The following is a 23,825-nucleotide window of genomic DNA, read 5'->3' on the forward strand; positions in this document are numbered from 1 at the left end:
GTATCAGCTTTTTAGTTTGTCGCTTGGATGGGCATTGGGGTCGGTAAATCAAGCTCAGCAGCTACAAGCGCTTCTTGATAAAGGGTGTAAAAGCTAGAGTAGATACTATTTTGCTGACCATTTTGGACAAAGAGGTCAACTCGAAAGACAAGTTGTCCACTATCTGTATAGGCTGGTCCGATGATTTGAGCAGGTAGAATGATAGCTGGAAAATCCTTGAGATGTTTATCGTTGGTTGCTTTGATGATATGGCTGACTTTTTCCAAGTTTGTAGAGGCATAGATAGGTATGTCAATGCGAGCACGCATATTACCTCGTGATTGGTTGCTGACCTGTGTAATATGGCGATTAGGGATAAAGTGAAGGGTGCCATCAAAATCACGGATTTGAGTGGTTCTGAGTCCTAGACTTGTAATGTTGCCTGAGATGGTGTTGATGACAACAGAGTCACCGACTTCATATTGATTTTCAAGGAGGATAAAAAAGCCATTGACGACATCAGATAAAAATCCTTGAGCTCCAAGACCAATAGCTAATCCTGCGATTCCTGCCCCTGCTAAGAGACTGGAGATAGGAACACCAAGGACATTTAAAATCGAATAGAGTAAAATAAAATATAGCGTGTAGTTGAGGCAGTTGTGAAGGAGCCGTGAAATCGTTTTTTGCCTAGCATCTGATTGATTGGTGAGAGATAGTGATTTAACGACCATCTTGGTAAAGAAAAACTCGGCAATACGCCTTGCGATGAGAAAGAGAATGATAACCAGAATAAGTGAGACCACTTTTGAAAAAATGGTGACACCGATTGTTTCAAGATGTAGTTGTTCTATATATTGTTCTAAAATACTCATAGACCTAGTGTAGTAAAAAAATGAAAAGAGAGCAAGTTTCAATTGAAAAAAGGCTAGAAAAAGCGTGAAAGCGGAAAAATCCCACAAAAAACTTTAAAAAGAGGTCAAAATATGATAAACTAAACTGTATCTAAATTATTTAAGGAGAAATGACGTCATGTCTACATCATTTGAAAATACAGCCACAAACCGTGGTGTCGTTACATTTACAATTAGTCAAGATAAGATTCAACCAGCACTCGACAATAGCTTTAATAAAATCAAAAAAGACTTGAGCGTACCAGGTTTTCGTAAAGGTCACATTACACGTGTGATCTTCAATCAAAAATTTGGTGAAGAAGCACTTTATGAAGATGCTTTAAACGCCTTGTTGCCTGCTGCTTATGAAGCAGCTGTTGCTGAATTGAGCCTTGATGTTGTTGCACAACCAAAATTTGATGTGACATCAATGGAAAAAGGTAAAGAGTGGACAATCACAGCAGAAGTTGTGACAAAACCTGAGGTTAAACTTGGTGACTACAAAGGCCTTGAAGTATCTGTTGACCTTAGCAAAGACGTATCTGATGAAGAAGTGGATGCTAAAGTTGAGCGTGAGCGTAACAACTTGGCTGAACTTGCTGTCAAAGAAGGTGCAGCAGAGCTTGGTGATACAGTTGTTATTGACTTTGTAGGTTCAGTTGATGGTGTTGAGTTTGATGGTGGTAAAGGTGATGACTTCTCACTTGAGCTTGGTTCAGGTCAATTTATCCCTGGTTTTGAAGACCAATTAGTTGGAGCTAAAGCGGGTGATACAGTTGATGTTCAAGTGACTTTCCCAGAAGACTACCAAGCAGCTGATCTTGCTGGTAAAGATGCTAAATTTGTGACAACTGTTCACGAAGTTAAGGCTAAAGAAATCCCAGCTCTTGATGATGAATTAGCTAAAGATATTGATGAAGAAGTGGAAACACTTGATGAGTTGAAAGCTAAGTATCGTAAAGAGCTTGAAGCAGCAAAAGAAGCAGCTTTTGATGATGCAGTTGAAGGTGCTGCGCTTGATTTGGCAGTTGAAAATGCGGAAATCGTTGAACTCCCAGAAGAAATGGTACAAGCCGAAGTTCAACGTACAATGAATGAATTCCTTGGTAACTTACAACGTCAAGGTATTTCACCAGACCTTTACTTCCAAATGACTGGTACAACTCAAGAAGACCTTCAAAAACAATATTCAGCTGATGCTGACAAACGTGTGAAAACAAATCTTGTTATTGAAGCAATTGCTAAAGCAGAAGGTTTTGATGCTTCTGATGAAGAAATCGAAAAAGAAATCAACGATTTGGCAACAGAGTACAGCATGGACGTTGAGCAAGTACGTAATCTCTTGACACCAGATCTTCTTAAGCATGACATTGCTATGAAGAAAGCAATTGAATTGGTGACAAGCTCAGCTAAAGTTAAATAAGCTAGTCTTTAAAGAGTAAGTTTGAGAGTTATCTCGGACTTACTTTTTTATATGTTTAGCTTGTTTTTTCTGGAATAATCTTTGACGAAATACTAAAAATAGCGTAAAATAGAAAGAGCGATACTTTGGCTGAGGCTTGGCTTACAGCTTATAGTGAAAATCAATAAGGAGAACTGCTTTGGAATTAGATGTATTTAAGGGACAAGAAAAGAGTGAATTGTCCATGATTGAAGTAGCTCGCGCTATTTTGGAACAACGTGGACGTGACAGCGAGATGTATTTTAGCGATCTTGTCAATGAGATTCAAGTTTATCTTGAGAAATCAGATGCGGCTATTCGTGAAGCGCTACCAGGATTTTATTCTGATTTAAACACTGATGGAAGTTTTATTCCACTTGGTGATAATCGCTGGGGTCTTCGTTCTTGGTATGCTATTGATGAGATTGATGAGGAAGTCATCACTCTTGAAGAAGAGGATGACAATGCACCAAAACGTAAACATAAGCGTGTCAATGCCTTTATGGATGGCGATGAGGATGCGATTGATTATAATGATGATGACCCAGAAGATGAGGGTTATCAAAGCAATGATGATGGCGATGCCTATGATGATGACAATCCAGACGATGAAAAATCAGAAGTAGAATCCTACGACTCTGAAATCAACGAAATTATCCCAGATGATGATTTAGATGAAGATGTTGACATCAACGAAGAAGATGATGACGATGATGAGGAAGAAGAGGACGACGAAGAATAACTTTCTGGCGTTTTTAATTGACAAAAGAGGCACGATAGTTTATAGTTAATATCGGGCACCTCATTTGAGGTCGTGCTCCCTAGGCTTGATTTAGGGGGCTATTTTTGTTTAGTAAACATTGTGGTTGTATAACAATCACTCATCGATGCCTTTGGTCTATAAGTAAAAAGAAATAAGGAGTCTTTTGATGACAAAGTATATTTTTGTAACAGGTGGTGTGGTTTCTTCTATTGGTAAAGGGATTGTGGCAGCAAGTCTGGGACGCTTGCTCAAAAATCGTGGGCTTAAAGTAACAATTCAAAAATTTGACCCTTATATCAATATTGACCCAGGGACAATGAGTCCTTATCAGCATGGAGAAGTTTATGTGACTGATGATGGGGCAGAGACTGACCTTGACCTTGGGCATTATGAGCGCTTTATCGATATCAATCTCAATAAATACTCTAATGTAACAACAGGTAAAATTTATAGCGAAGTACTCAAAAAAGAGCGTCGCGGTGAGTATTTAGGGGCAACCGTCCAAGTTATTCCACATATCACAGACGCCCTTAAAGAAAAAATCAAACGCGCAGCTACTACTACGGATTCAGATGTTATCATCACAGAAGTAGGTGGTACGGTTGGGGATATAGAAAGCCTACCTTTCTTAGAAGCGCTCCGTCAGATGAAGGCTGATGTTGGTTCTGACAATGTGATGTATATCCATACGACACTGCTTCCATACTTGAAGGCTGCTGGCGAGATGAAGACAAAGCCGACACAACACTCTGTCAAAGAGTTACGTGGTCTTGGGATTCAACCAAACATGTTAGTGATTCGTACAGAGCAGCCAGCAGGTCAATCTATTAAAAATAAATTGGCTCAGTTCTGTGACGTTGCTCCAGAAGCGGTTATCGAGTCTTTAGACGTTGATCACATCTATCAAATTCCGCTTAATATGCAGGCTCAAAACATGGACCAAATCGTCTGTGATCACCTTAAGATCGATGCTCCAAAAGCTGATATGACGGAATGGACAGCCATGGTTGATAAGGTCATGAACCTTGAGAAAAAAGTGAAGATTGCCTTGGTTGGTAAATACGTTGAACTTCCAGACGCTTACTTATCTGTTGTTGAAGCGTTGAAACATTCAGGTTATGTTAATGATTGTGCCATTGATCTTGAGTGGATCAATGCTAATGATGTCACAGCTGATAATGTTGATGAGCTGTTGTCAGGAGCAGATGGTATTATTGTTCCTGGTGGTTTTGGTCAACGTGGTACAGAAGGCAAGATTGAGGCTATTCGTTTTGCACGTGAAAATGATGTACCAATGCTTGGTGTGTGCTTAGGTATGCAGTTGACCTGTGTAGAGTTTGCACGTAATGTCCTCAACCTAAAAGGTGCCAATTCAGCCGAGCTAGATCCTAAGACAGATTATCCTGTTATTGACATTATGCGAGATCAGATTGATATTGAGGATATGGGAGGTACCCTTCGCCTAGGGCTTTACCCATGTAAGCTAAAAGTCGGCTCAAAAGCTGCTGCAGCTTATCATAATCAAGAAGTGGTACAACGTCGTCACCGTCATCGCTATGAATTTAATACGAAGTATCGTGAAGACTTTGAAAAAGCAGGTTTGGTATTCTCAGGTGTCTCTCCAGACAATCGCTTGATGGAGATCGTTGAGTTGCCAGACAAGAAATTCTTTGTGGCAGCACAGTATCATCCAGAGTTACAATCACGCCCAAATCATGCAGAAGAGCTTTACACAGCCTTTGTGACAGCAGCAGTGAAAAATGCAGGCTTATAAACATAGAGCAGGTTGCCAATTGGTGACTTGCTTTTTCTTTTGGCTTAGGTGTATTGCCAATCGCCTAAATTAGTGTATAATATAAGCTATGAGAAAAATACGAAAATGTCGCATAATAGCGCTAATAGCAGGTCTTATCTTTTTAGGGACAGTTCTAGCTAGTTTTTATTTTTTCCATGTCGCACAAGTACGTGGTGAAAAGTCCTTTGTCGGAGAAGGTGAAGTCAGCAAATCTAGCGCTCTTTACCCTTATCAAGAAGCTTTTAATCAGCTGACCTATGAAACGCAGACCATGGAAAACCAAGGTCTAAAGCAGGAAGCTTGGTATGTACCAGCCGAAAAACAGACAAATAAGACTGTCATTGTCGTACATGGTTTTACAAGTAGCAAGGCTTATATGAAAGCTTATGGTTACCTTTTTCATAAGTTAGGCTATAATGTCTTGATGCCAGATAATATCGCTCACGGCAATAGCAAGGGGCAATTGATAGGCTACGGTTGGAATGATAGGCTAAATGTTTTAAAATGGGCGGATATCTTGATTCGACAAAATCCTTCTGTTGAGATTACTTTATTTGGCGTCTCTATGGGAGGTGCTACAGTGATGATGGCAAGCGGTGAGGAGTTGCCAAGCCAAATCACGACCATTATTGAGGATTGTGGTTATACAAGTGTCTGGGATGAGCTAGCTTATCAAGCCAAGGAACTCTACAACCTACCAGCTTTTCCCTTGCTGTATGAAGTATCAGCGCTCTCTAAAATCCGAGCTGGCTTTAGCTATGGTGAAGCTAGTAGCGTCAAGCAGTTAGCCAAAAATAAATTACCTATTCTCTTTATTCATGGTGAAAAAGATGATTTTGTGCCGACTGAGATGGTTTATGACAATTATGCAGCAACCACTGCCCCCAAAGAACTCTATATTGCTAAAGGAGCAGGGCATGCTAAGTCGTTTGAGAGCGACCCTAAAACGTATGAAGACAAAATCGCACTTTTTTTGAAAAAATATGAAAAATAGTGTTGACAATAACATAATAACTTGATATAATTTATTATGTTGTTAAGCGGGAATGGCGGAATTGGCAGACGCGCAGGACTAAGGATCCTGTGATCGCTTTAGATCGTGAGGGTTCAAGTCCCTCTTTCCGCAGAGGAGCTGAGCTAGAGTCTCAGCTTTTTTTGTCTTTAAAATGATAAATTAAAAAAACTAGGGATTTCCCTAGTTTTTATGCTTTAAAAAAGGCATTGTATAGAGCGCGAACGGCTTTTTTCTCGTCTTCACTATCAATAACAAACATAACAGAAACTTCACTTGATCCTTGCGAGATCATGGTCAGGTTGATATTGTGTTCAGAAAGTGCCTTGGTGGCTGTGGCTGTCACACCGATATGGCTTTTCATATTTTCACCGACAATCATGATGATGGACAAGCCGTGCTGAATATCAACGTGATCAACTTCCAGCTTACGAGTGAGTTGAGAGATGATTTCTTGCTCTTTGATAGGTGTTAATTCACGCTCGCGTAAAACAATAGACATATCATCGATACCTGTTGGCATATGCTCAAAGCGAATATTGAGATCTTCTAAGATTTGAAGGACTTTTCGGCCAAATCCGACCTCTCGGTTCATCAGGTATTTGGACATATTGATGCTGACAAAATGGTCGTCACCAGCGATACCGACAACAGGAATATCTTTTCCTGTATGCTCAATGACAATCTTAGTTCCTGGGTGTTCAGGGTTATTGGTATTTTTGATGACAAGAGGCACTTTACCACGGTAAGCAGGAATCAAGGCTTCGTCGTGAAGGACGGAAAAGCCAGCATAAGCAAGTTCACGCATTTCTTTATAGGTCAGCTCAGGAATCGAGTGAGGTTTATCAACAACACCTGGATGAGCTGCAAAGATACCATTGACATCTGTAAAGTTTTCGTATAGATCAGCCTTTACCCCAGCTGCTACGATAGAGCCTGTAATGTCAGAGCCGCCACGTGAGAAGGTACAGATATCACCATCAACAGTGACTCCGAAAAAGCCTGGGATGACAAGGACATCATTGTAGTCACGTAGGTTTTCTAATCTGTCATAGCTACTTGGCAAGATACGGGCATTACCAGGTTCACTGCTGACGATGATACCTGCTTCTTTAGGATGAATGTACTGAGCTGGGACATCATTTTGTGTGAAAAAAGCAGCGATAAGCTTGGCGTTATTGTCTTCTCCTGCGGCTAAAAAGCTATCGTAGAGAAAGCGATTGTTGTCAATAGGGAGAGTCGCCAGATCCTTGATGGCTTTGCTAATTGTCTCTAAAATAGCAGGCCCCAAGCCCAATTCATTGATAATATCTTGATAGCGTTCAATAATCCAAGCTTGATTACTAGTAACGTCGTTACCGGCTTTGTAGTTTTGATAGTATTGGATGAGGGCATCGGTGACTTTGGTGTCTTCTGGTGTACGTTTACCAGGAGCTGAGACGACGATAAAACGACGCTCATAGTCCGATTTTATAATATCAAGTACTTTTCGGAGCTGATTTGCAGACGCAAGGGAGCTTCCCCCAAATTTTGTAACTTTCATAAGTCCTTCCTTTTTGTGTATTGCTTAAATTATAGCAAAATTCAGATAAGGTGTCAGCACTTTTCCTGGAAAATGAGGTATAATAGAGATATGATGACTAAAAAAGCAATTATTTTTGATATGGATGGTGTCTTATTTGACACGGAGAGTTTTTATTATCGCAGGCGTGAGATTTTTTTAAATGATAGAGGTATCTCCATCAAGCACTTGCCGCCAAGTTTTTTCATCGGTGGCAATATGAAGCAAGTTTGGCGTCATATTTTACGAGATGATTATGACAAGTGGGATGTGGAGCAACTTCAAAAAGATTATGTCGCTTATAAGGACAATCACCCCCTACCTTATAAGAGCTTGGTTTTTCCAGATACGAAAAAGGTCATTAAGACGCTTCATCAAAGAGGGATAACGCTCGGCTTAGCGTCTAGTTCGATCAAGTCTGATATTTTAAAAGCTCTTGATGTAATGGATTTGCGCTCCTACTTTTCAGTGATTTTATCTGGGGAAGAATTTAGAGAAAGCAAGCCAAATCCAGAGATTTACGAGCAAGCAGCAGCCTTGATTGGTTTTGATAAGTCTGATATGTTGGTTATTGAAGATAGTGAAAAAGGCATTAGGGCAGCTGTGGATGCGGGACTTGAAACATGGGCGGTGCGTGATACACGTTTTGGTATGAATCAAGAGCGAGCCCATCATTTTATTGAACAGTTGAGTGATTTATTGTAAAAACTTTCTGTAAGGAAAGTTTTTTTGTTTGTCTGATAAAATAACTTGGCGTATCAAATTAAAAAAAAGTAAAAATGTCTTGCTTTTATGACATCTCTTTGCTAAAATAGTTTCATTGTGAAATAGTTTGATATTCAAATGATATTGAAGAGGAATGCTTATGCTGTTTAATAATATTTTATATGAGGTGCAAGATGGAGTGGCTCATCTCACCTTGAACCGCCCAGAAGTCGCCAATGGTTTTAATGTAGCCATGTGTGAGGAGCTTTTACAGGCTTTGGAGCAGGCTGCTTGTGATGAGAGTGTTTTTTTGGTTATGTTAAGCGCTAAAGGCAGGGTCTTTTCAGTAGGTGGTGATTTGGTTGAGATGAAGCGAGCAGTTGATGCGGATGATATCGAGTCTCTAGTGGCTATTGCTGAGCTAGTTAATACCATCTCTTTTGCCATAAAAAAACTCGCAAAACCTGTGATCATGTTAGCTGACGGGGCTGTAGCAGGAGCCGCGGCCAATATCGCAGTGGCTTGTGATTTTGTAATTGCGTCAGAAAAGACTAAGTTTATCCAAGCATTTGTAGGTGTAGGCTTGGCTCCTGATGCAGGTGGTTTGTATCTTTTGTCACGAGCTATTGGGACAGTGCGTGCGACTCAATTAGCCATGACAGGTGAAGCGCTAAAAGCCCAAGAAGCTAAAGAGTATGGTATTGTCTATAAAGTATGCCCTTGTGAGGAGTTAGATAAAGTCTCACAGCAATTGATTAAAAAGTTGAAGCGTAGCTCTATCAATTCCTTTAAGGCCATCAAAGAGATGATTTGGCAGAGTTCTTTTGCGGATTGGCAGGCTTATGCAACAACTGAGCTCAGCTTACAAAAAGCGCTAGCTTTTACAGAAGATTTTAAAGAAGGCGTCCGTGCTTATAGCGACAAACGTCGACCTCAATTTCAAGGTAAGTAAGCCCTCTCTTGTAGAAAAAACTTGCAAAATCATGAGACTTTTGTTAAACTTTGAGAGTCAAAGTTTTATGTGAAGGAGTGAGGGAGCTTGGATTATAGTCAAATCAATGCTTATCTAGTCGATATTTTCAACAAGGTATTAGTGATTGAAGAGATGAGTCTCAGAACCAGTCGCTTTAGTGATTTATCGCTGAAAGAAATGCACACTATTGATATTATTGGCAAAGATAGGGATGTGACACCAAGTGATATTGCTCGTGCGCAGATGATTACTCTAGGTACCGTAACGGCCAGTCTCAACAAATTAGAGGCTAAGGGGTATATCGAGCGTAGGCGCTCAGAAGTGGACCGAAGGGTCGTTCATTTGAGCTTGACGCCTAAGGGTCGTCTAGTGGATCGTCTGCATAGCAAATTTCACAAACGTTTGGTTGAGCAAATTGTTGAAGATTTTGATGAAACAGATGTCAAGGCGCTAACCAAGGGGCTTAGTAATTTACATCAATTTTTAGAGGAGCTACTCTAATGGCATATGCAAAAATCAGTCAGGTGGCTCACTATACGCCATCACAAGTTATCTCAAATGACGCTCTGTCTCATATCATGGATACGAGCGATGAGTGGATATCAAGTCGAACAGGTATAAAAAATCGTCGGATTACACAAACGGAAACAACGGCAGATTTGGCTAGTCAAGTCGCTAAGGCCTTGCTTGAGAAAGCCTCTTTGTCAGCCAAAGAGCTTGATTTTATCATTGTAGCGACTATCACCCCAGATAGTATGATGCCCTCAACGGCTGCGAAGGTGCAGGCTAGCATTGGTGCGTCTGTTGCGTTTGCTTTTGATATGACAGCGGCTTGTAGTGGGTTTGTTTTTGCCTTGTCAACAGCTGAGAAGTTGATTGCTTCTGGAGCCTATCAAAAGGGTCTAGTCATTGGGGCAGAGACCTTATCTAAAGTCATTGATTGGTCAGATAGAAAAACAGCCGTCTTGTTTGGTGATGGGGCAGGAGGTGTGCTTGTAGAAGCTAGTGATACTCCCTATTTTATAGCAGAATCACTGGGTTCAGATGGTAGTCGTGGATCTAGCTTGACATCTGGAAAAGTAGGTCTTTCGTCTCCTTTTTCAGAAAAAGAGGCTCATGATCCTTATCTGTTCATGGATGGTCGTGCCATTTTTGACTTTGCCGTGCGAGATGTCTCAAAAAGTATTAAGGCGTTGATTGAGTCGTCTTCTGTGACAAAAGAGGAGCTAGATTATCTACTCTTACATCAAGCAAACCGTCGTATTTTAGATAAGATGGCTAAAAAAATAGAGGTTAGCCGTGAAAAATTTTTAGAGAATATGATGGATTATGGCAATACCAGTGCGGCTAGTATTCCGATTTTATTATCGGAATCGGTTGACCAAGGTAGCATACACTTAGACGGAACACAAACTATTTTACTGTCAGGATTTGGCGGAGGTTTGACATGGGGCAGTCTAATTGTTAAAATTTAGGTATAGTGTGCATAAGCACGTATATATAGTGAATTCTTAGAATTGACTATCACATATTTTTAATGTTTAAAGGAGCATATATCATGGCAGTATTTGAAAAAGTACAAAACATTATCGTTGAAGAACTTGGTAAAGACAAAGAAGAAGTAACGCTTGAGACAACTTTTGACAATCTTGATGCGGACTCTCTTGATGTTTTCCAAGTTATCTCTGAAATCGAAGATGAATTTGATATTCAAATCGAAACAGAAGAAGGACTTAACACCGTTGGTGACTTAGTTGCTTACGTTGAAGAAAAAACTAAAGACAAATAAGATAAGCAACAGACTAATGCCTAACCTTAGGTGCCTAGTGCTTGCAAAATTGATGCAAATGCCATGCAGGAGTGGGCAGTAAACCATAGAGGTGGATGTTCGCTCCTTATTAGTCCTTAAATAGTTTGATATTCAAATTATAATAGTGAAGGATATTAACAATCGCAGAGGTTTTGACGATTGGGTAAAAACCAAGAGTTGATAAGCGATTAAAGGTGGAATGGGACAGATTGTTTCATTTCCGCTTTAGTCGCTTAGCCAAATGAGGAAAGATAAAGAGATGAAGACACGTATTACAGAATTATTAGACATCAAGTATCCGATTTTTCAAGGTGGTATGGCTTGGGTTGCAGATGGTGATTTAGCAGCTGCCGTGTCAAAAGCTGGTGGTTTAGGGATCATCGGTGGTGGAAATGCTCCTAAAGAAGTTGTCAAGAACAATATTGATAAGATCAAAGCAGTGACAGACAGACCTTTTGGGGTTAATATCATGTTGTTATCGCCTTTTGTTGATGATATTGTTGACTTGGTCATCGAAGAAGGTGTCAAAGTGGTTACGACAGGTGCTGGCAATCCTGGAAAATATATGGAGCGTTTTCATGAGGCGGGTATCATCGTTATCCCTGTTGTACCTAGTGTTGCCTTGGCGCGTCGTATGGAAAAAATGGGTGCTGATGCGGTCATTGCTGAAGGGATGGAAGCAGGTGGCCATATCGGTAAATTAACAACCATGACCTTAGTACGTCAGGTGGTTGAGGCGATTTCCATTCCAGTCATTGCTGCAGGAGGTATTGGAGATGGTCACGGAGCGGCGGCGAGTTTTATGTTGGGAGCAGAAGCTATCCAAGTAGGAACGCGTTTTGCCGTTGCTAAGGAATCTAATGCTCATCCTAATTTCAAGGCAAAAATCTTGAAGGCAAAGGATATTGATACGGTTGTTTCAGCGCAAGTGGTAGGTCATCCTGTGCGTGCTATCAAAAATAAATTAGCTACCGCTTATGGTAGAGCTGAAAAAGATTTCTTGGCAGGTAAAAAAACCGCCGAAGAAATCGAAGCAATGGGGGCTGGTGCACTGCGTAATGCCGTTGTTGATGGCGATGTTGATTATGGATCAGTCATGGCAGGTCAAATCGCAGGGTTACTGGATAAAGAAGAGACGTGTGAGGACATCTTAAAAGACCTTTACTACGGGGCAAAAGAGGTGATTTTAGCACAAGCCAGCCGTTGGTCAGAAGACTAAACTCTTTTATGACAGAGCCTAGTCTTAGAGAGGGTCTTGATCTAAGGAGTTTGGAGATGGAGGAGTAAGATGACACAAACAGCATTTGTCTTTGCAGGTCAAGGTGCCCAGACGCTGGGTATGGCTTGTGATCTCTATGATGCGTATCCGATTGTAAAAGAGACATTTGAAGAGGCAAAAGAGGTTTTAGGGTATGATGTGAGGGCTATTATTGATCATGATGAGGAGAAGCTCCATCAGACTCGCTATACCCAACCTGCTATTTTGACGACCTCGGTGGCGATTTATCGCTTGCTCAAGAGTCTTGGTGTGAAGCCAGATATGGTTGCTGGTTTATCACTTGGGGAGTATTCTGCCCTAGTAGCAGCGGGTGCTCTGCCTTTTAAAGAAGCAGTGGCTTTAGTGGCTAAGCGTGCTTCTTTTATGGAGCAAGCAGCACCTTGTGGTAGTGGTAAAATGGTTGCTGTCTTAAATACGTCGCCTGAACTTATTCAAAAAGCTTGTGATGAGGCAAGTCACTTGGGTGTTGTTGCTATAGCCAACTATAATACCCCTCAGCAATTAGTAATCGGTGGACAGGTAGAGGCTGTTGATGAAGCGCGCAGACTACTGACACAAGCAGGCGTCAAGCGCATGATTCCTCTGAAAGTATCTGGTCCTTTTCATACGGCTTTATTACAACCGGCTAGCCAACAATTAGCTAAAGAACTGGAAAAGGTTGTCTTTGATGATTTTGAATGCCCTCTGGTAGGCAATACCGAGGCCAAGGTCATGCTAAAGGAGGAAGCTGCTGATTTATTGGCGCGTCAAGTCATGGAGCCTGTTCGTTTTTATGATTCGATTGCTTGCTTGAAAGATTTAGGGATGACAGAGGTCATCGAAATTGGACCAGGGAAAGTCTTGAGTGGCTTTATTAAAAAGATTGACAAAACGCTTCCAACTTATGCCGTCTATGATAAGGCAAGTGTTGAGACAGTGGTGACAAGATAGGAGACAGATTGTGGAACTTCACGGAAAAACAGTATTTGTAACAGGCTCAACCAGGGGCATTGGCTTAGCTATTGCGCATCAATTTGCCAAGTTGGGTGCCAATGTCATCTTGAACGGACGTAAGGCTGTTTCTGCTAGTCTGCTAGACACCTTTTCGCACTATAATGGTGGTATTTTAGCTGTTAGTGGTGATGTGTCTGACCAAGAAGATGCTAAACGTATGGTTGATGAGGCGACTAAAATCTTTGGTAGTATTGATGTTTTGGTCAATAATGCAGGGATTACCAATGATAAATTGGTCTTGAAGATGACAGAAAGAGACTTTGAGAGTGTCTTAAAAGTCAATCTGACAGGGGCATTTAATATGACTCAAGCGGTCTTAAAATCGATGAGTAAAAGAAGACAAGGCGCTATCATCAATATCTCTAGCGTTGTTGGTTTGGTTGGAAATATCGGGCAGGCTAATTATGCCGCCTCAAAAGCAGGCTTGATTGGGCTGACTAAGTCCGTAGCGCGTGAAGTGGCTGGGCGTGGTGTCCGTGTTAATGCGGTTGCCCCAGGGTTTATAGCCTCTGATATGACGGATGCTATCCCTGAGAGGATGAAAGAAGCTATGTTAGCTCAAATTCCTATGAAACGTGTCGGAGAGCCTGAGGAAGTAGCTCAAGTCGTTGCTTTTTTAGCCCAGCAAGAATACTTGACAGGACAAGTCATTGCCATTGATGGTGGCATGACTATGCAATAAAAAGAGGAAGATAAATGACTGAAAACAGAGTAGTAATCACAGGTTATGGTGTGACATCACCTATTGGAAATACTCCAGAAACTTTTTGGGACAGTTTAAAAACAGGTCGCATTGGGATTAAGCCAATTACTAAGTTTGATACAAGTGACTTTTCTGTTCATAATGCAGGTGAAATCCAAGATTTTCCATTTGACAAATATTTTGTGCGTAAGGATAAAAATCGAATGGATATGTACTCTCTTTATGCCATCTATGCGGCACTAGAGGCGATTGAGATGGCGCAGTTGGATGTCGATAGTCTAGATCATGATCGTCTGGGTGTTATCGTATCTAGCGGTATTGGTGGTTTGCAAGAGCTAGAAGATCAGATTATACGCCTTCAAGAGCGTGGTCCTAAGCGTGTACAGCCGATGTTTATTCCAAAAGCCCTCTCCAATATGGCTGCTGGTAATATTGCGATGCGTATCAAAGCCCAAGGTGTATGTAAATCAGTGACTACGGCATGTGCTTCTGCCAATGATGCTATTGGTGAAGCTTTTCGTGAGATTAAGTTTGGCTTACAAGATGTCATCGTTTGTGGTGGCTCAGAGAGCTCTATCACCCAAATCGGAATCGCTGGCTTTCAGAACTTAACAGCGCTATCGACCACAGAAGATCCTGAGCGTGCGTCTATTCCTTTTGATAAAGATCGCAATGGCTTTGTCATGGGTGAAGGCGCTGGTATCTTGGTTCTTGAGAGTCTTGAACATGCCAAAAAACGTGGAGCGACCATCTTGGCTGAGGTTGTGGGGTATGGTAATACCTGTGATGCTTATCATATGACAACACCAACACCTGACGGCTCTGGAGCGGCAAAGGCCATGCGTTTAGCTATGGCAGAAGCTGGTATTGATAAGAGTCAAGTGGGCTATGTCAATGCTCACGGCACCTCTACACAAGCCAACGAACGTGGTGAGAGTAAGGCTATTGTCACAGTTCTTGGTAAGGAAGTACCAGTGTCATCAACCAAATCATTTACAGGGCATCTCCTTGGGGCAGCAGGTGGTGTAGAAGCTATTGCAACGATTGAGGCCCTTAGACATCAGTATGTTCCAATGACTGCTGGTACTAAAGAACTATCAGATGATATTGAAGCAAATGTCATCTATGGTCAAGGGTGTGAAGCTAAGATTGACTATGCCTTGTCAAATACCTTTGGATTTGGTGGGCACAATGCCGTAACAGCCTTTAAACGTTGGGAGGATTAGTGTGAATATTTCAGACATTAAAGAACTGATGGCGCAGTTTGATGGCTCTAGTTTAAGGGAATTTTCTTATCGAAATACAAGTGATGAACTGCATTTTAGTAAGAATACGGTAGCTACGCCTTCTTTCTCAGATAAGGCGGTAGAAGCTATCAGAGATACTTCTGAGGTTGTTATTCCTTCAAAAGCTCCTTTAGACGCTCCAACAGTGATTGAAGAGACGGCTCTAGTGGAAAATGATGAGCTCTTAGCTGAAGGTGAGCTTGTTGATAGCCCTTTGGTGGGTGTCGCCTACTTATCCCCATCTCCTGAGAAGCCTCCGTTTGTTTCTGTGGGTGACAAGGTGACAAAAGGTCAGACTCTCCTTATCATTGAGGCGATGAAGGTGATGAATGAAGTTCCTGCGCCGCACGATGGTATTGTGACTGAGATTTTGGTGGAAAATGAAGAAGTCGTAGAATTTGGTAAAGGATTGGTACGTATCAAATGATTGATATAAGAGACATTCAAAAGGCACTACCTCACCGCTATCCTATGCTTTTGGTGGATCGTGTCTTAGAAGTATCTGAAGATGAAATTACAGCGATCAAAAATGTGACGATCAATGAGCTGTTTTTCAATGGTCATTTTCCAGACTATCCTGTGATGCCTGGGGTTTTGATTATGGAGGCTCTTGCGCAAACAGCAGGTGTCCTTGAGCTATCAAAAGAAGGGAATCAAGGTCAGCTAGTCTTTTATGCGGGCATGGATAAGGTGCGCTTTAAAAAACAAGTCGTCCCTGGTGATCAATTGGTGATGACAGTTAAGTTTGTCAAACGCCGTGGCACTATCGCTGTGGTTGAAGCAAAAGCTGAAGTAGATGGGCAATTAGCTGCGAGTGGAACACTGACCTTTGCACTAGGTAAGGCTTAGTGACACATTAGAAGAGGAGAATCGCATGTTTAAAAAACTATTGATTGCCAATCGTGGCGAGATTGCTGTGCGCATCATTCGTGCTGCGCGTGAATTGGGCATTTCTACCGTAGCGGTTTATTCAGAAGCAGACAAAGAGTCTTTGCATACGATTCTTGCCGATGAGGCGATTTGTATTGGTCCTAGTCGTTCGACAGATTCTTATCTCAATATGAATGCGGTTTTGTCAGCTGCAGTTGTCACTGGCGCTCAAGCCATCCACCCAGGGTTTGGCTTTCTGAGTGAAAACTCAAAATTTGCCACTATGTGTGAGGAGTTGCATATTAAATTTATCGGGCCATCGGCTGCTGTGATGGATAAGATGGGTGATAAAATCAATGCTAGAGCGCAGATGTTAAAGGCAGGTGTTCCTGTTATTCCTGGCTCAAAAGGGCAGGTGACAAGCGTTGATGAGGCTTTAGAGGTAGCTGATGCGATTGGCTATCCTATCATGCTAAAAGCGTCCGCAGGTGGTGGTGGTAAAGGCATTCGTAAAGTGAGACAAAGAGATGAGCTAGCCAAAGCTTTTGAGTCAGCCTCACAAGAAGCCAAAGCTGCTTTTGGCAATGGCGCCATGTACATTGAAAAAGTCATCTATCCAGCACGTCATATTGAAGTGCAGATTTTAGGGGATCGTTTTGGGCACATCATACACCTTGGTGAGAGGGATTGTTCTCTTCAACGCAATAACCAAAAAGTGCTAGAAGAAAGCCCGTCAATTGCTATTGGGGCAACCCTTCGCCATAAAATTGGTGCTGCAGCAGTCAGAGCGGCTCAGGCAGTTGGTTATGAAAACGCTGGGACGATTGAATTTCTCCTAGACGAAGCTAGTGGTGAGTTCTACTTTATGGAGATGAACACACGTGTGCAAGTAGAGCATCCTGTGACGGAATTTGTCACAGGTATTGACATCGTCAAAGAGCAAATTAAAATTGCCGCAGGACAAGCCCTTAGCTATCAGCAGGAGGACATTGTCTTGACAGGGCATGCGATTGAGTGCCGCATCAATGCTGAAAATCCTAAGTGTCATTTTGCACCAAGCCCAGGTAAGATTACCGATCTTTATCTGCCGTCTGGTGGTGTGGGTTTACGTGTGGACTCGGCTGTCTATCCAGGCTATACGATCCCACCTTACTATGATAGTATGATTGCTAAGATTATTGTCCATGGTAGCAATCGTTTTGATGCTCTTATGAAAATGCAGCGTGCTCTCTATGAGTTGGAGATAGAGGGGGTTGTGACTAACAGCGAGTTTCAGATGGATTTGATTTCAGATCCGCATGTGATTGCTGGAGACTATGACACTGCTTTTTTGATGGAAACGTTTTTACCTCAGTATGATAAGTCAAAAGATTAGGAGAGATGATGACCTTATTTAGTAAAAAAGACAAATATATTCGTATCAATCCTAATCGTTCTCTTTGGCAGCGACAAGATAGTGAGATGCCAGAGGTCCCTGATGAATTATTTGCTAAATGTCCCGCTTGTAAGCATATGATTTATCAAAGAGATTTGGGTGTGGCAAGCATCTGCCCACAGTGTCAGTATGCTTTTAGAATCAGTGCTAAAGATAGACTGAGCTTGACAGTGGATGAGGGCTCTTTTTCAGAGTTATTTACAGGGCTTGAGACGAGTGATCCTCTGCAATTTCCAGGGTATAAGGAAAAGCTGCTAAAAGCTAAAGAAGAGACAGGATTAGATGAGGCTGTCATGACAGGTCTTGCTAAAATCAAAGGGCAGTCGCTAGCCTTGGCGATTATGGATTCGCATTTTATTATGGCGAGCATGGGGATGATAGTTGGTGAAAAGCTAACACGACTTTTTGAATACGCTACAGAAAATAATCTGCCTGTTGTTGTCTTTTGTGCCTCAGGTGGCGCTAGGATGCAAGAAGGGATTATGAGCCTAATGCAGATGGCAAAGGTCTCAGCAGCTGTCAAAAGGCATTCTAATGCAGGGCTATTTTATCTCAGTGTCTTAACAGATCCGACAACTGGTGGTGTTACAGCTAGCTTTGCGATGGAGGGAGATATCATCTTAGCTGAGCCTCAGGCTTTGATTGGCTTTGCAGGACGTCGTGTGATTGAGACGACTGTGCGAGAAGACTTACCAGAAGGTTTTCAAAAGGCTGAGTTTTTATTGGCACATGGTTTTGTCGATAAGATCGTTGAGCGTATGGCGCTTAGAGATACCATCGCACAGTTGTTGGCATTTCATGGAGGTGACTTATGAGTGATGTCTCACGTGTCTTAAAGGAAGCTAGAGAACAAAATCGCATGACGACACTGGATTATGCGAAAGCCCTGTGTGAGGATTTTATTGAGCTACACGGTGATCGGCATTATGCAGACGATGGTGCTGTTGTAGGTGGTATTGGCAGCTTAGATGGGCGAGTGGTGAGTATTGTTGGTATTCAAAAAGGAAAAAACCTCCAAGATAATCTTCATCGTAATTTTGGGCAGCCCAATCCAGAAGGCTATCGTAAAGCTTTACGCTTGATGAAACAAGCGGAGAAATTTGCTAGACCTGTCATCACCTTTATCAATACAGCTGGAGCTTATCCAGGTGTAGGAGCAGAGGAGCGTGGACAGGGGGAGGCTATCGCTCGCAATCTTCTTGAGATGAGTGATTTGAAAGTGCCGATTATTGCGATTATTGTCGGTGAAGGTGGCTCAGGTGGTGCGCTGGCTTTAGCAGTGGCTAATCAGGTTTGGATGCTTGAAAATACCATGTATGCGATTCTTAGCCCAGAAGGTTTTGCATCGATCTTATGGAAAGACGGTAGTCGTGCCCCTGAGGCGGCTGAGTTGATGAAGTTGACGGCTGGCGAACTCCTCAAAATGGGTGTTGTCGATAAGGTCATCCCAGAGCATGGTTATTTTTCAAGTGAGATTGTGGATAAGCTCAGAGTAGAGCTTGTCAAAGAGCTAGATAGCCTTAGCCAATTATCAACTAAGGAGCTATTAGAAGCTCGTTATCAACGTTTTCGAAAATATTAAAAAAAACAGATGAGATGATCATCTGTTTTTTGAGTTAGGGTTTGATGATGTCAACACCACCCATGTAAGGGCGAAGGACTTCAGGAATAGTGACAGAACCGTCAGCATTTTGGTAGTTTTCAAGAATAGCAGCAACGGTACGTCCGACAGCAAGCCCTGAACCGTTTAGGGTGTGTAGGAGTTTGACTTTTCCATCTGCTTCATCACGATAGCGGATTTGGGCACGTCTTGCTTGGAAATCTTCGGTATTAGAGCAAGATGAGATTTCACGGTAAGTATTTTGAGCTGGGATCCATACCTCAAGGTCATAGGTTTTAGCAGCTGAAAAGCCCATATCTCCAGTACACAAGGTAATCACACGGTAAGGGAGGTTCAGCTTTTGGAGGATATTTTCGGCATTGGCAGTCATCTTTTCCAATTCAGCATAAGAATCTTCAGGTTTAGAAAATTTGACCATTTCAACCTTGTGGAATTGATGCAAGCGAATCAGACCACGTGTGTCACGTCCAGCAGAACCTGCCTCAGAGCGAAATGACGGGCTCATAGCTGTAAAGTATATAGGAAGCTCTTTACCATCGATAATATCGCCACGGTAGTAGTTGGTTAGAGGGACTTCAGCAGTTGGGATAAGGACAAAATCACTATCTGCCAACTCAAAGGTATCTTCTTTAAACTTTGGATATTGCCCTGTACCAAACATAGAGTCGTGATTGACCATATAAGGTGGGATGACTTCTGTATAGCCTTCTTTGGCATGCTCGTCTAGCATGAAGTTGTAGAGGGCACGCTCAAGTCTGGCACCGAGTCCCTTGTAGAAGAGAAAGCGTGATCCAGTCACTTTGGCACCACGTTCCCAGTCTAAAATATCAAGCTCTTCGCCTAAGTCCCAGTGGGCTTTTGGCTCAAAGTCAAAGTGAGGAATATTACCCCAACGGCGCACTTCAACATTATCGTCTTCATCAGCACCCACAGGGACGTCGTTTGCTGGAATATTTGGTAAGACAGTGATAATAGCAGTCACTTTTTCATCAATACTAGCAAGCTCAGTATCAATAGCTTTGATGTCAGCAGATAGTTTTTGCATAGCAGCAATTTGGCTACTAGCATCTTCTTTTTGACGTTTAGCTTGGGCGATGGCAGCAGAAGCAGTGTTACGCTCAGCTTTTTTAGTTTCTGAGATGACTAAGAGCTCACGACGTTTACTATCTAGCTCTCTTAGTTCATCTAGAGTTTCCGATGCGACACCACGAGTAGCAAGCTTGTCAGCAATAGTATCAAAATCCATACGGATACGTTTTAAATCTAACATAAGACTCCTCCAAAAAAGCACTCAAGTAAATCTGCTGGAGCGCTTGAGCGCGGTTCCATCCAGCTTCACTTGAGTGCACTTGATTGTTATGGTAACTATACTGATGATTTATCAGTCACGGTAGAATTTCGTGCCGTCTCTTATCTGCTCGCAGCAACCGCAGACTTTCTGAAAAGAAAACAAGCCTTACTTATCCGTTGTTCTCATTATACACGATTCTTTTTATCTTGTAAATGGTGAGCTTATAGGAATAGTCGCTCTAACTCTTTTGCGACACCGTCTTCTTCGTTGGTGTGACTTAATTGTTTATCAGCATAAGGTAGTAGAAGTGAGCTAGCATTTTTCATAGCATAGCCAGTCTGAGCTAGAGCCAGCATCTCAGTATCATTGTGTTCGTCTCCAAAAGCAATGAGTTGGTCTTGACTCATATTGAGTGTGGAGAGGAGATACTTGAGGGCAAAGGCTTTATTGACACCTTTTGGTGAACATTCGAGGATATTGAGAGGCCCGCCCCAAGAGTCCACTTCGATGTCGTGGTTAAAATGCTCTCGTAAGTTTTTTGCTAGCTGGTATTTATCTTGGTGGCGTGTTTGGATGAGGAGGGCATTTGGATCGCGTGTGATTTTGTGGCTCTCTAAGCGCATGCTATCAGTAATAGCCGATACCCCAAACAGCTTAGGATCGATACGTTCAGGATAATTAAGGGTAATATAGAAGTTTTTGCGGTATTCACTAGCGACAAAGTCAGCTTCTATGTCCTCCATGATGTCTAAAATCCCTAAAAGATAGTCTTTGTCTAAGGTGATAGATTGTTCTTTAGCCCATTTTTGCTCAGGAAGATGCGTAAGAGAGCCGTTAAAGCTGATCATAGGTGTTGTTAGATTCAGCTGTTTATAATACTCTAGCGCCATACGATAAGGGCGCCCTGTCGCAATGACGACCTGGTGTCCTTGAGATTTGATACGCTCAATAACATCAACAGTGTAGTCAGAAATCGTATTGTCAGAGCGTAGTAAAGTCCCATCTAAATCGAGTGCAATCATTTTTTTCATCATGTTAGGATTATAACATAAAATTGTCAAAACGCCTACTGCTGTCAGGTAGAGAAAAGTTAGCAGGTCTTTGGTTGAAATCCCCAGAGAGAATGGTTATAATGAAACATACTAATGAAAAAAGGAGACAGATATGAAGATAAAAGTTATTCTCATACATGCTTGTTTTTTACTAATCTCACTGGGGATTAAGTACTATCAGGTAGATGGACCTGATTTGATATGGAATATGTTTTTAGCGCTAGTTGCCTATGATTTTGCTCTACTATGTACGCTAGCTAAAACATTCAGCGTGACCTTGCTTTTAGCTTTGGCTTGGCTCTTTTTTTACCCCAATACTTTTTATATGCTGACTGATATTGTGCATATGAATTTTACAAGTACGGTTCTTTGGGATCAGTCGAGCTTGATTTTGTATTTTTTATTTGTCGCTAGCATTTTGTTTGGGGTCATGTCAGGAGTAGAGAGTGTTAATTTGCTCTTTAAGCGTTTTAGTATTGACTCTTATCCTCTAAAGCTTATCTTGATTGGGCTTTTATCTTTTGTGTCAAGCTTTGCCATTCATATTGGGCGCTATGCTAGGCTGAATAGCTGGGATATTATCATGAGACCTAAGGTGGTTGTCGTTGAACTTATCAATGTATGGAGCTGGGGGGCAGTTTATTTTGTTTTAGGGTTTACATTGTTACAAATAGTGACTTTACTCTTTGCTGTTAGTGAGAGCAAATCTTAGAACATAGGTCTTGAAAAAGGAACGATTCTTTGATAAGATAATCTTATTGTTCGTCATTTAAGTGTAGGGACATTTTGCTAGTGGTGAGATGTTAAGCCTTTTAATACTTAAAACTTAGATTATCAAAAGGAGTATCCTGATTTATCATGGAAAAGTTGTTTAAACTTAAAGAGCATGGCACAGATGTCAAAACAGAAGTTACAGCTGGTTTGACGACCTTTTTTGCAATGAGTTATATTCTCTTTGTCAATCCAGCCATGTTAGCCCAAACGGGCATGCCAGCCCAAGGGGTCTTTCTAGCAACGATTATCGGTGCGGTAGCTGGAACTTTGATGATGGCATTTTACGCCAACATCCCTTATGCTCAAGCGCCTGGTATGGGACTCAATGCCTTTTTTACTTATACAGTTTGTGGGTCCTTAGGCTATAGCTGGCAAGAAGCACTTGCTATGGTCTTCTTATGCGGTGTGATTTCGATTGTTATCACAGTTACTAAAGTTCGTAAGATGATTATTGAGTGTATTCCAGCGTTTATGAAGGCATCTATCTCAGCTGGTATTGGTGTGTTCTTGGCTTATGTAGGGATTAAAAATGCAGGCTTTTTACAGTTTACTATTGATCCAGGGACTTATAGTGTCTTAGGAAGCGGTGCAGATGCTGCAAAAGCATCTATTACTGCGAATGCTCAAGCGACACCAGGTTTGGTAGCTTTTACGAGTTCAGCTGTTATTGTAGCGATTGTCGGATTAGCGATCACGTCCTTTTTTGTCATTAAAAATATTAAAGGTGGCGTTATTATCTCCATTGCCTTGACGACTGTCATCGCTATTTTAGCAGGGGTCGTTAACCTATCAGAAATCAACTTTGCCTCAAATAATATCGCAGCAGCTTTCACGGATCTCAAAACGATCTTTGGGGTTGCCTTAGGTAGCGAAGGCTTAGGTTCACTCTTTAGTGATGTGTCACGTATTCCAAGTGTCTTGATGGCTATTTTGGCTTTCTCATTGACAGATATTTTTGATACGATTGGGACATTGATCGGTACAGGTCAAAAAGTAGGAATTGTCGCTGAGACAGGTGAAAACAATGAATCAAAAGGGCTTGACCGCGCGCTCTTTTCTGACCTTGTCGGCACAACTTTAGGTGCTATTGCAGGAACATCTAATGTAACGACTTACGTAGAGTCTGCAGCAGGTATTGGCGCTGGTGGGCGTACAGGCTTGACAGCCCTTGTAGTCGCTGTTTTATTTGCTATTTCAAGCTTTTTTAGCCCTTTACTTGCCATCGTACCAAATGCGGCGACAGCACCTATCCTTATCATTGTGGGGATTATGATGTTGGCTAATCTCAAAACGATTGAATGGGCTGACCTTAGTGTTGCCATTCCTGCTTTCTTTACATCAGTCTTTATGGGATTTGCTTATAGTATTACACACGGTATTGCTGTTGGTTTTCTCTTTTACACCTTAGCTGAGGTATTTAAAGGTAAAGCAAGAGATATTCATCCGTTGATTTGGGTGTTAGATATTCTCTTTATCCTCAATTTTGTTAGCTTGGCGCTTATCTAAAAGTGATGAGGCTTGGGTTTATCCCAAGCTTTTTGTGTTGGCAAGAAAGCTTGCTACAATTTTAACTTGGAAGGGGCTTTGATTTT

The 23,825-nt window shown here is 41.8% G+C and carries 24 protein-coding genes and 1 tRNA gene; 21 read left to right on the plus strand and 4 right to left on the minus strand.

Features of this window, described 5'->3' with window-relative positions; all coding sequences use genetic code 11:
- Positions 1–11: 11 nt before the first annotated feature.
- Positions 12–851: a mechanosensitive ion channel family protein gene (locus ACLN19_RS01460; protein WP_413382415.1), complete on the minus strand. Its 840-nt coding sequence runs from the start codon at positions 849–851 to the stop codon at positions 12–14.
- Positions 852–1,008: 157 nt separating this feature from the next.
- Between ACLN19_RS01460 and tig the strand changes: the two genes are divergently transcribed.
- The 5 genes from tig (at position 1,009) to ACLN19_RS01485 (ending at position 5,994) form a co-directional block, all read left to right on the plus strand.
- Positions 1,009–2,292, plus strand: a complete 1,284-nt coding sequence (gene tig, locus ACLN19_RS01465) for a trigger factor (protein ID WP_413382419.1) — start codon at positions 1,009–1,011, stop codon at positions 2,290–2,292.
- Positions 2,293–2,470: 178 nt separating this feature from the next.
- On the plus strand, positions 2,471–3,052 hold the full coding sequence (gene rpoE, locus ACLN19_RS01470; RefSeq protein WP_413382422.1) for a DNA-directed RNA polymerase subunit delta: 582 nt from the start codon (positions 2,471–2,473) through the stop codon (positions 3,050–3,052).
- Positions 3,053–3,239: 187 nt separating this feature from the next.
- Positions 3,240–4,847: a CTP synthase gene (pyrG, locus tag ACLN19_RS01475; RefSeq protein WP_413382425.1), complete on the plus strand. Its 1,608-nt coding sequence runs from the start codon at positions 3,240–3,242 to the stop codon at positions 4,845–4,847.
- A gap of 88 nt (positions 4,848–4,935) precedes the next feature.
- Positions 4,936–5,862, plus strand: coding sequence for an alpha/beta hydrolase (locus tag ACLN19_RS01480; protein ID WP_413382428.1), 927 nt, complete (start codon positions 4,936–4,938; stop codon positions 5,860–5,862).
- A 46-nt stretch (positions 5,863–5,908) separates the two neighbouring features.
- A tRNA-Leu gene (locus ACLN19_RS01485) sits at positions 5,909–5,994 on the plus strand.
- 76 nt (positions 5,995–6,070) lie between these two features.
- Here ACLN19_RS01485 and ACLN19_RS01490 read toward each other — a convergent pair.
- On the minus strand, positions 6,071–7,423 hold the full coding sequence (locus ACLN19_RS01490; RefSeq protein ID WP_413382431.1) for an aspartate kinase: 1,353 nt from the start codon (positions 7,421–7,423) through the stop codon (positions 6,071–6,073).
- Between the two features lie 93 nt (positions 7,424–7,516).
- Here ACLN19_RS01490 and ACLN19_RS01495 point away from each other — a divergent pair, with 93 nt between their 5' ends.
- From ACLN19_RS01495 to ACLN19_RS01560, 14 genes are all read left to right on the plus strand, one after another.
- Positions 7,517–8,146 carry an HAD family hydrolase gene (locus tag ACLN19_RS01495; protein ID WP_413382847.1) on the plus strand — a complete coding sequence of 210 codons (630 nt, stop codon included), beginning with the start codon at positions 7,517–7,519 and terminating at the stop codon, positions 8,144–8,146.
- Between the two features lie 160 nt (positions 8,147–8,306).
- Positions 8,307–9,098: a trans-2-decenoyl-ACP isomerase gene (fabM, locus tag ACLN19_RS01500; protein ID WP_413382433.1), complete on the plus strand. Its 792-nt coding sequence runs from the start codon at positions 8,307–8,309 to the stop codon at positions 9,096–9,098.
- A gap of 87 nt (positions 9,099–9,185) precedes the next feature.
- Positions 9,186–9,620 carry a fatty acid biosynthesis transcriptional regulator FabT gene (fabT, locus tag ACLN19_RS01505; protein WP_413382436.1) on the plus strand — a complete coding sequence of 145 codons (435 nt, stop codon included), beginning with the start codon at positions 9,186–9,188 and terminating at the stop codon, positions 9,618–9,620.
- Positions 9,620–10,594 (plus strand): beta-ketoacyl-ACP synthase III, encoded by a 975-nt coding sequence (locus tag ACLN19_RS01510; RefSeq protein ID WP_413382439.1) that lies wholly within the window; start codon positions 9,620–9,622, stop codon positions 10,592–10,594. Before fabT ends, ACLN19_RS01510 begins: the two co-directional genes overlap by 1 nt.
- An 83-nt stretch (positions 10,595–10,677) precedes the next feature.
- Entirely contained in the window at positions 10,678–10,908 is a 231-nt protein-coding gene (locus ACLN19_RS01515) for an acyl carrier protein (RefSeq protein ID WP_413382442.1), read from the plus strand.
- A gap of 280 nt (positions 10,909–11,188) precedes the next feature.
- Positions 11,189–12,148: an enoyl-[acyl-carrier-protein] reductase FabK gene (fabK, locus tag ACLN19_RS01520; protein WP_413382445.1), complete on the plus strand. Its 960-nt coding sequence runs from the start codon at positions 11,189–11,191 to the stop codon at positions 12,146–12,148.
- Positions 12,149–12,217: 69 nt separating this feature from the next.
- The gene (fabD, locus tag ACLN19_RS01525; protein ID WP_413382448.1) at positions 12,218–13,138 is read left to right on the plus strand and encodes an ACP S-malonyltransferase; all 921 of its coding nucleotides are present in this window, start codon (positions 12,218–12,220) and stop codon (positions 13,136–13,138) included.
- A 10-nt stretch (positions 13,139–13,148) separates the two neighbouring features.
- A complete protein-coding gene (gene fabG, locus ACLN19_RS01530; protein WP_413382451.1) occupies positions 13,149–13,883 on the plus strand; it encodes a 3-oxoacyl-[acyl-carrier-protein] reductase in 735 nt (244 codons plus the stop codon).
- Between the two features lie 14 nt (positions 13,884–13,897).
- Positions 13,898–15,130, plus strand: a complete 1,233-nt coding sequence (fabF, locus tag ACLN19_RS01535) for a beta-ketoacyl-ACP synthase II (RefSeq protein WP_413382454.1) — start codon at positions 13,898–13,900, stop codon at positions 15,128–15,130.
- A 1-nt stretch (position 15,131) separates the two neighbouring features.
- Positions 15,132–15,617: an acetyl-CoA carboxylase biotin carboxyl carrier protein gene (accB, locus tag ACLN19_RS01540; protein WP_413382457.1), complete on the plus strand. Its 486-nt coding sequence runs from the start codon at positions 15,132–15,134 to the stop codon at positions 15,615–15,617.
- Positions 15,614–16,039 carry a 3-hydroxyacyl-ACP dehydratase FabZ gene (fabZ, locus tag ACLN19_RS01545; protein ID WP_413382459.1) on the plus strand — a complete coding sequence of 142 codons (426 nt, stop codon included), beginning with the start codon at positions 15,614–15,616 and terminating at the stop codon, positions 16,037–16,039. The genes accB and fabZ overlap by 4 nt, the downstream gene beginning before the upstream one ends.
- 25 nt (positions 16,040–16,064) lie before the next feature.
- Positions 16,065–17,435, plus strand: coding sequence for an acetyl-CoA carboxylase biotin carboxylase subunit (gene accC, locus ACLN19_RS01550; RefSeq protein WP_413382462.1), 1,371 nt, complete (start codon positions 16,065–16,067; stop codon positions 17,433–17,435).
- A gap of 8 nt (positions 17,436–17,443) precedes the next feature.
- Positions 17,444–18,310, plus strand: coding sequence for an acetyl-CoA carboxylase, carboxyltransferase subunit beta (gene accD / locus ACLN19_RS01555; protein ID WP_413382849.1), 867 nt, complete (start codon positions 17,444–17,446; stop codon positions 18,308–18,310).
- Entirely contained in the window at positions 18,307–19,077 is a 771-nt protein-coding gene (locus tag ACLN19_RS01560; RefSeq protein ID WP_413382465.1) for an acetyl-CoA carboxylase carboxyl transferase subunit alpha, read from the plus strand. The genes accD and ACLN19_RS01560 overlap by 4 nt, the downstream gene beginning before the upstream one ends.
- Before the next feature lie 34 nt (positions 19,078–19,111).
- Here the strand turns inward: ACLN19_RS01560 and serS are convergent, their stop codons facing one another.
- Positions 19,112–20,386 (minus strand): serine--tRNA ligase, encoded by a 1,275-nt coding sequence (gene serS / locus ACLN19_RS01565; RefSeq protein WP_413382468.1) that lies wholly within the window; start codon positions 20,384–20,386, stop codon positions 19,112–19,114.
- A gap of 242 nt (positions 20,387–20,628) precedes the next feature.
- A complete protein-coding gene (locus tag ACLN19_RS01570; protein WP_413382851.1) occupies positions 20,629–21,441 on the minus strand; it encodes an HAD family hydrolase in 813 nt (270 codons plus the stop codon).
- A 130-nt stretch (positions 21,442–21,571) separates the two neighbouring features.
- Between ACLN19_RS01570 and ACLN19_RS01575 the strand changes: the two genes are divergently transcribed.
- Both ACLN19_RS01575 and ACLN19_RS01580 read left to right on the plus strand, forming a co-directional pair.
- Entirely contained in the window at positions 21,572–22,171 is a 600-nt protein-coding gene (locus tag ACLN19_RS01575; RefSeq protein WP_413382471.1) for a DUF1361 domain-containing protein, read from the plus strand.
- A gap of 146 nt (positions 22,172–22,317) precedes the next feature.
- Positions 22,318–23,739 (plus strand): NCS2 family permease, encoded by a 1,422-nt coding sequence (locus tag ACLN19_RS01580; RefSeq protein WP_413382475.1) that lies wholly within the window; start codon positions 22,318–22,320, stop codon positions 23,737–23,739.
- Positions 23,740–23,825 lie beyond the last annotated feature (86 nt).

This window comes from Streptococcus lishijunsis (assembly GCF_047290665.1).
Classification (GTDB): domain Bacteria; phylum Bacillota; class Bacilli; order Lactobacillales; family Streptococcaceae; genus Streptococcus.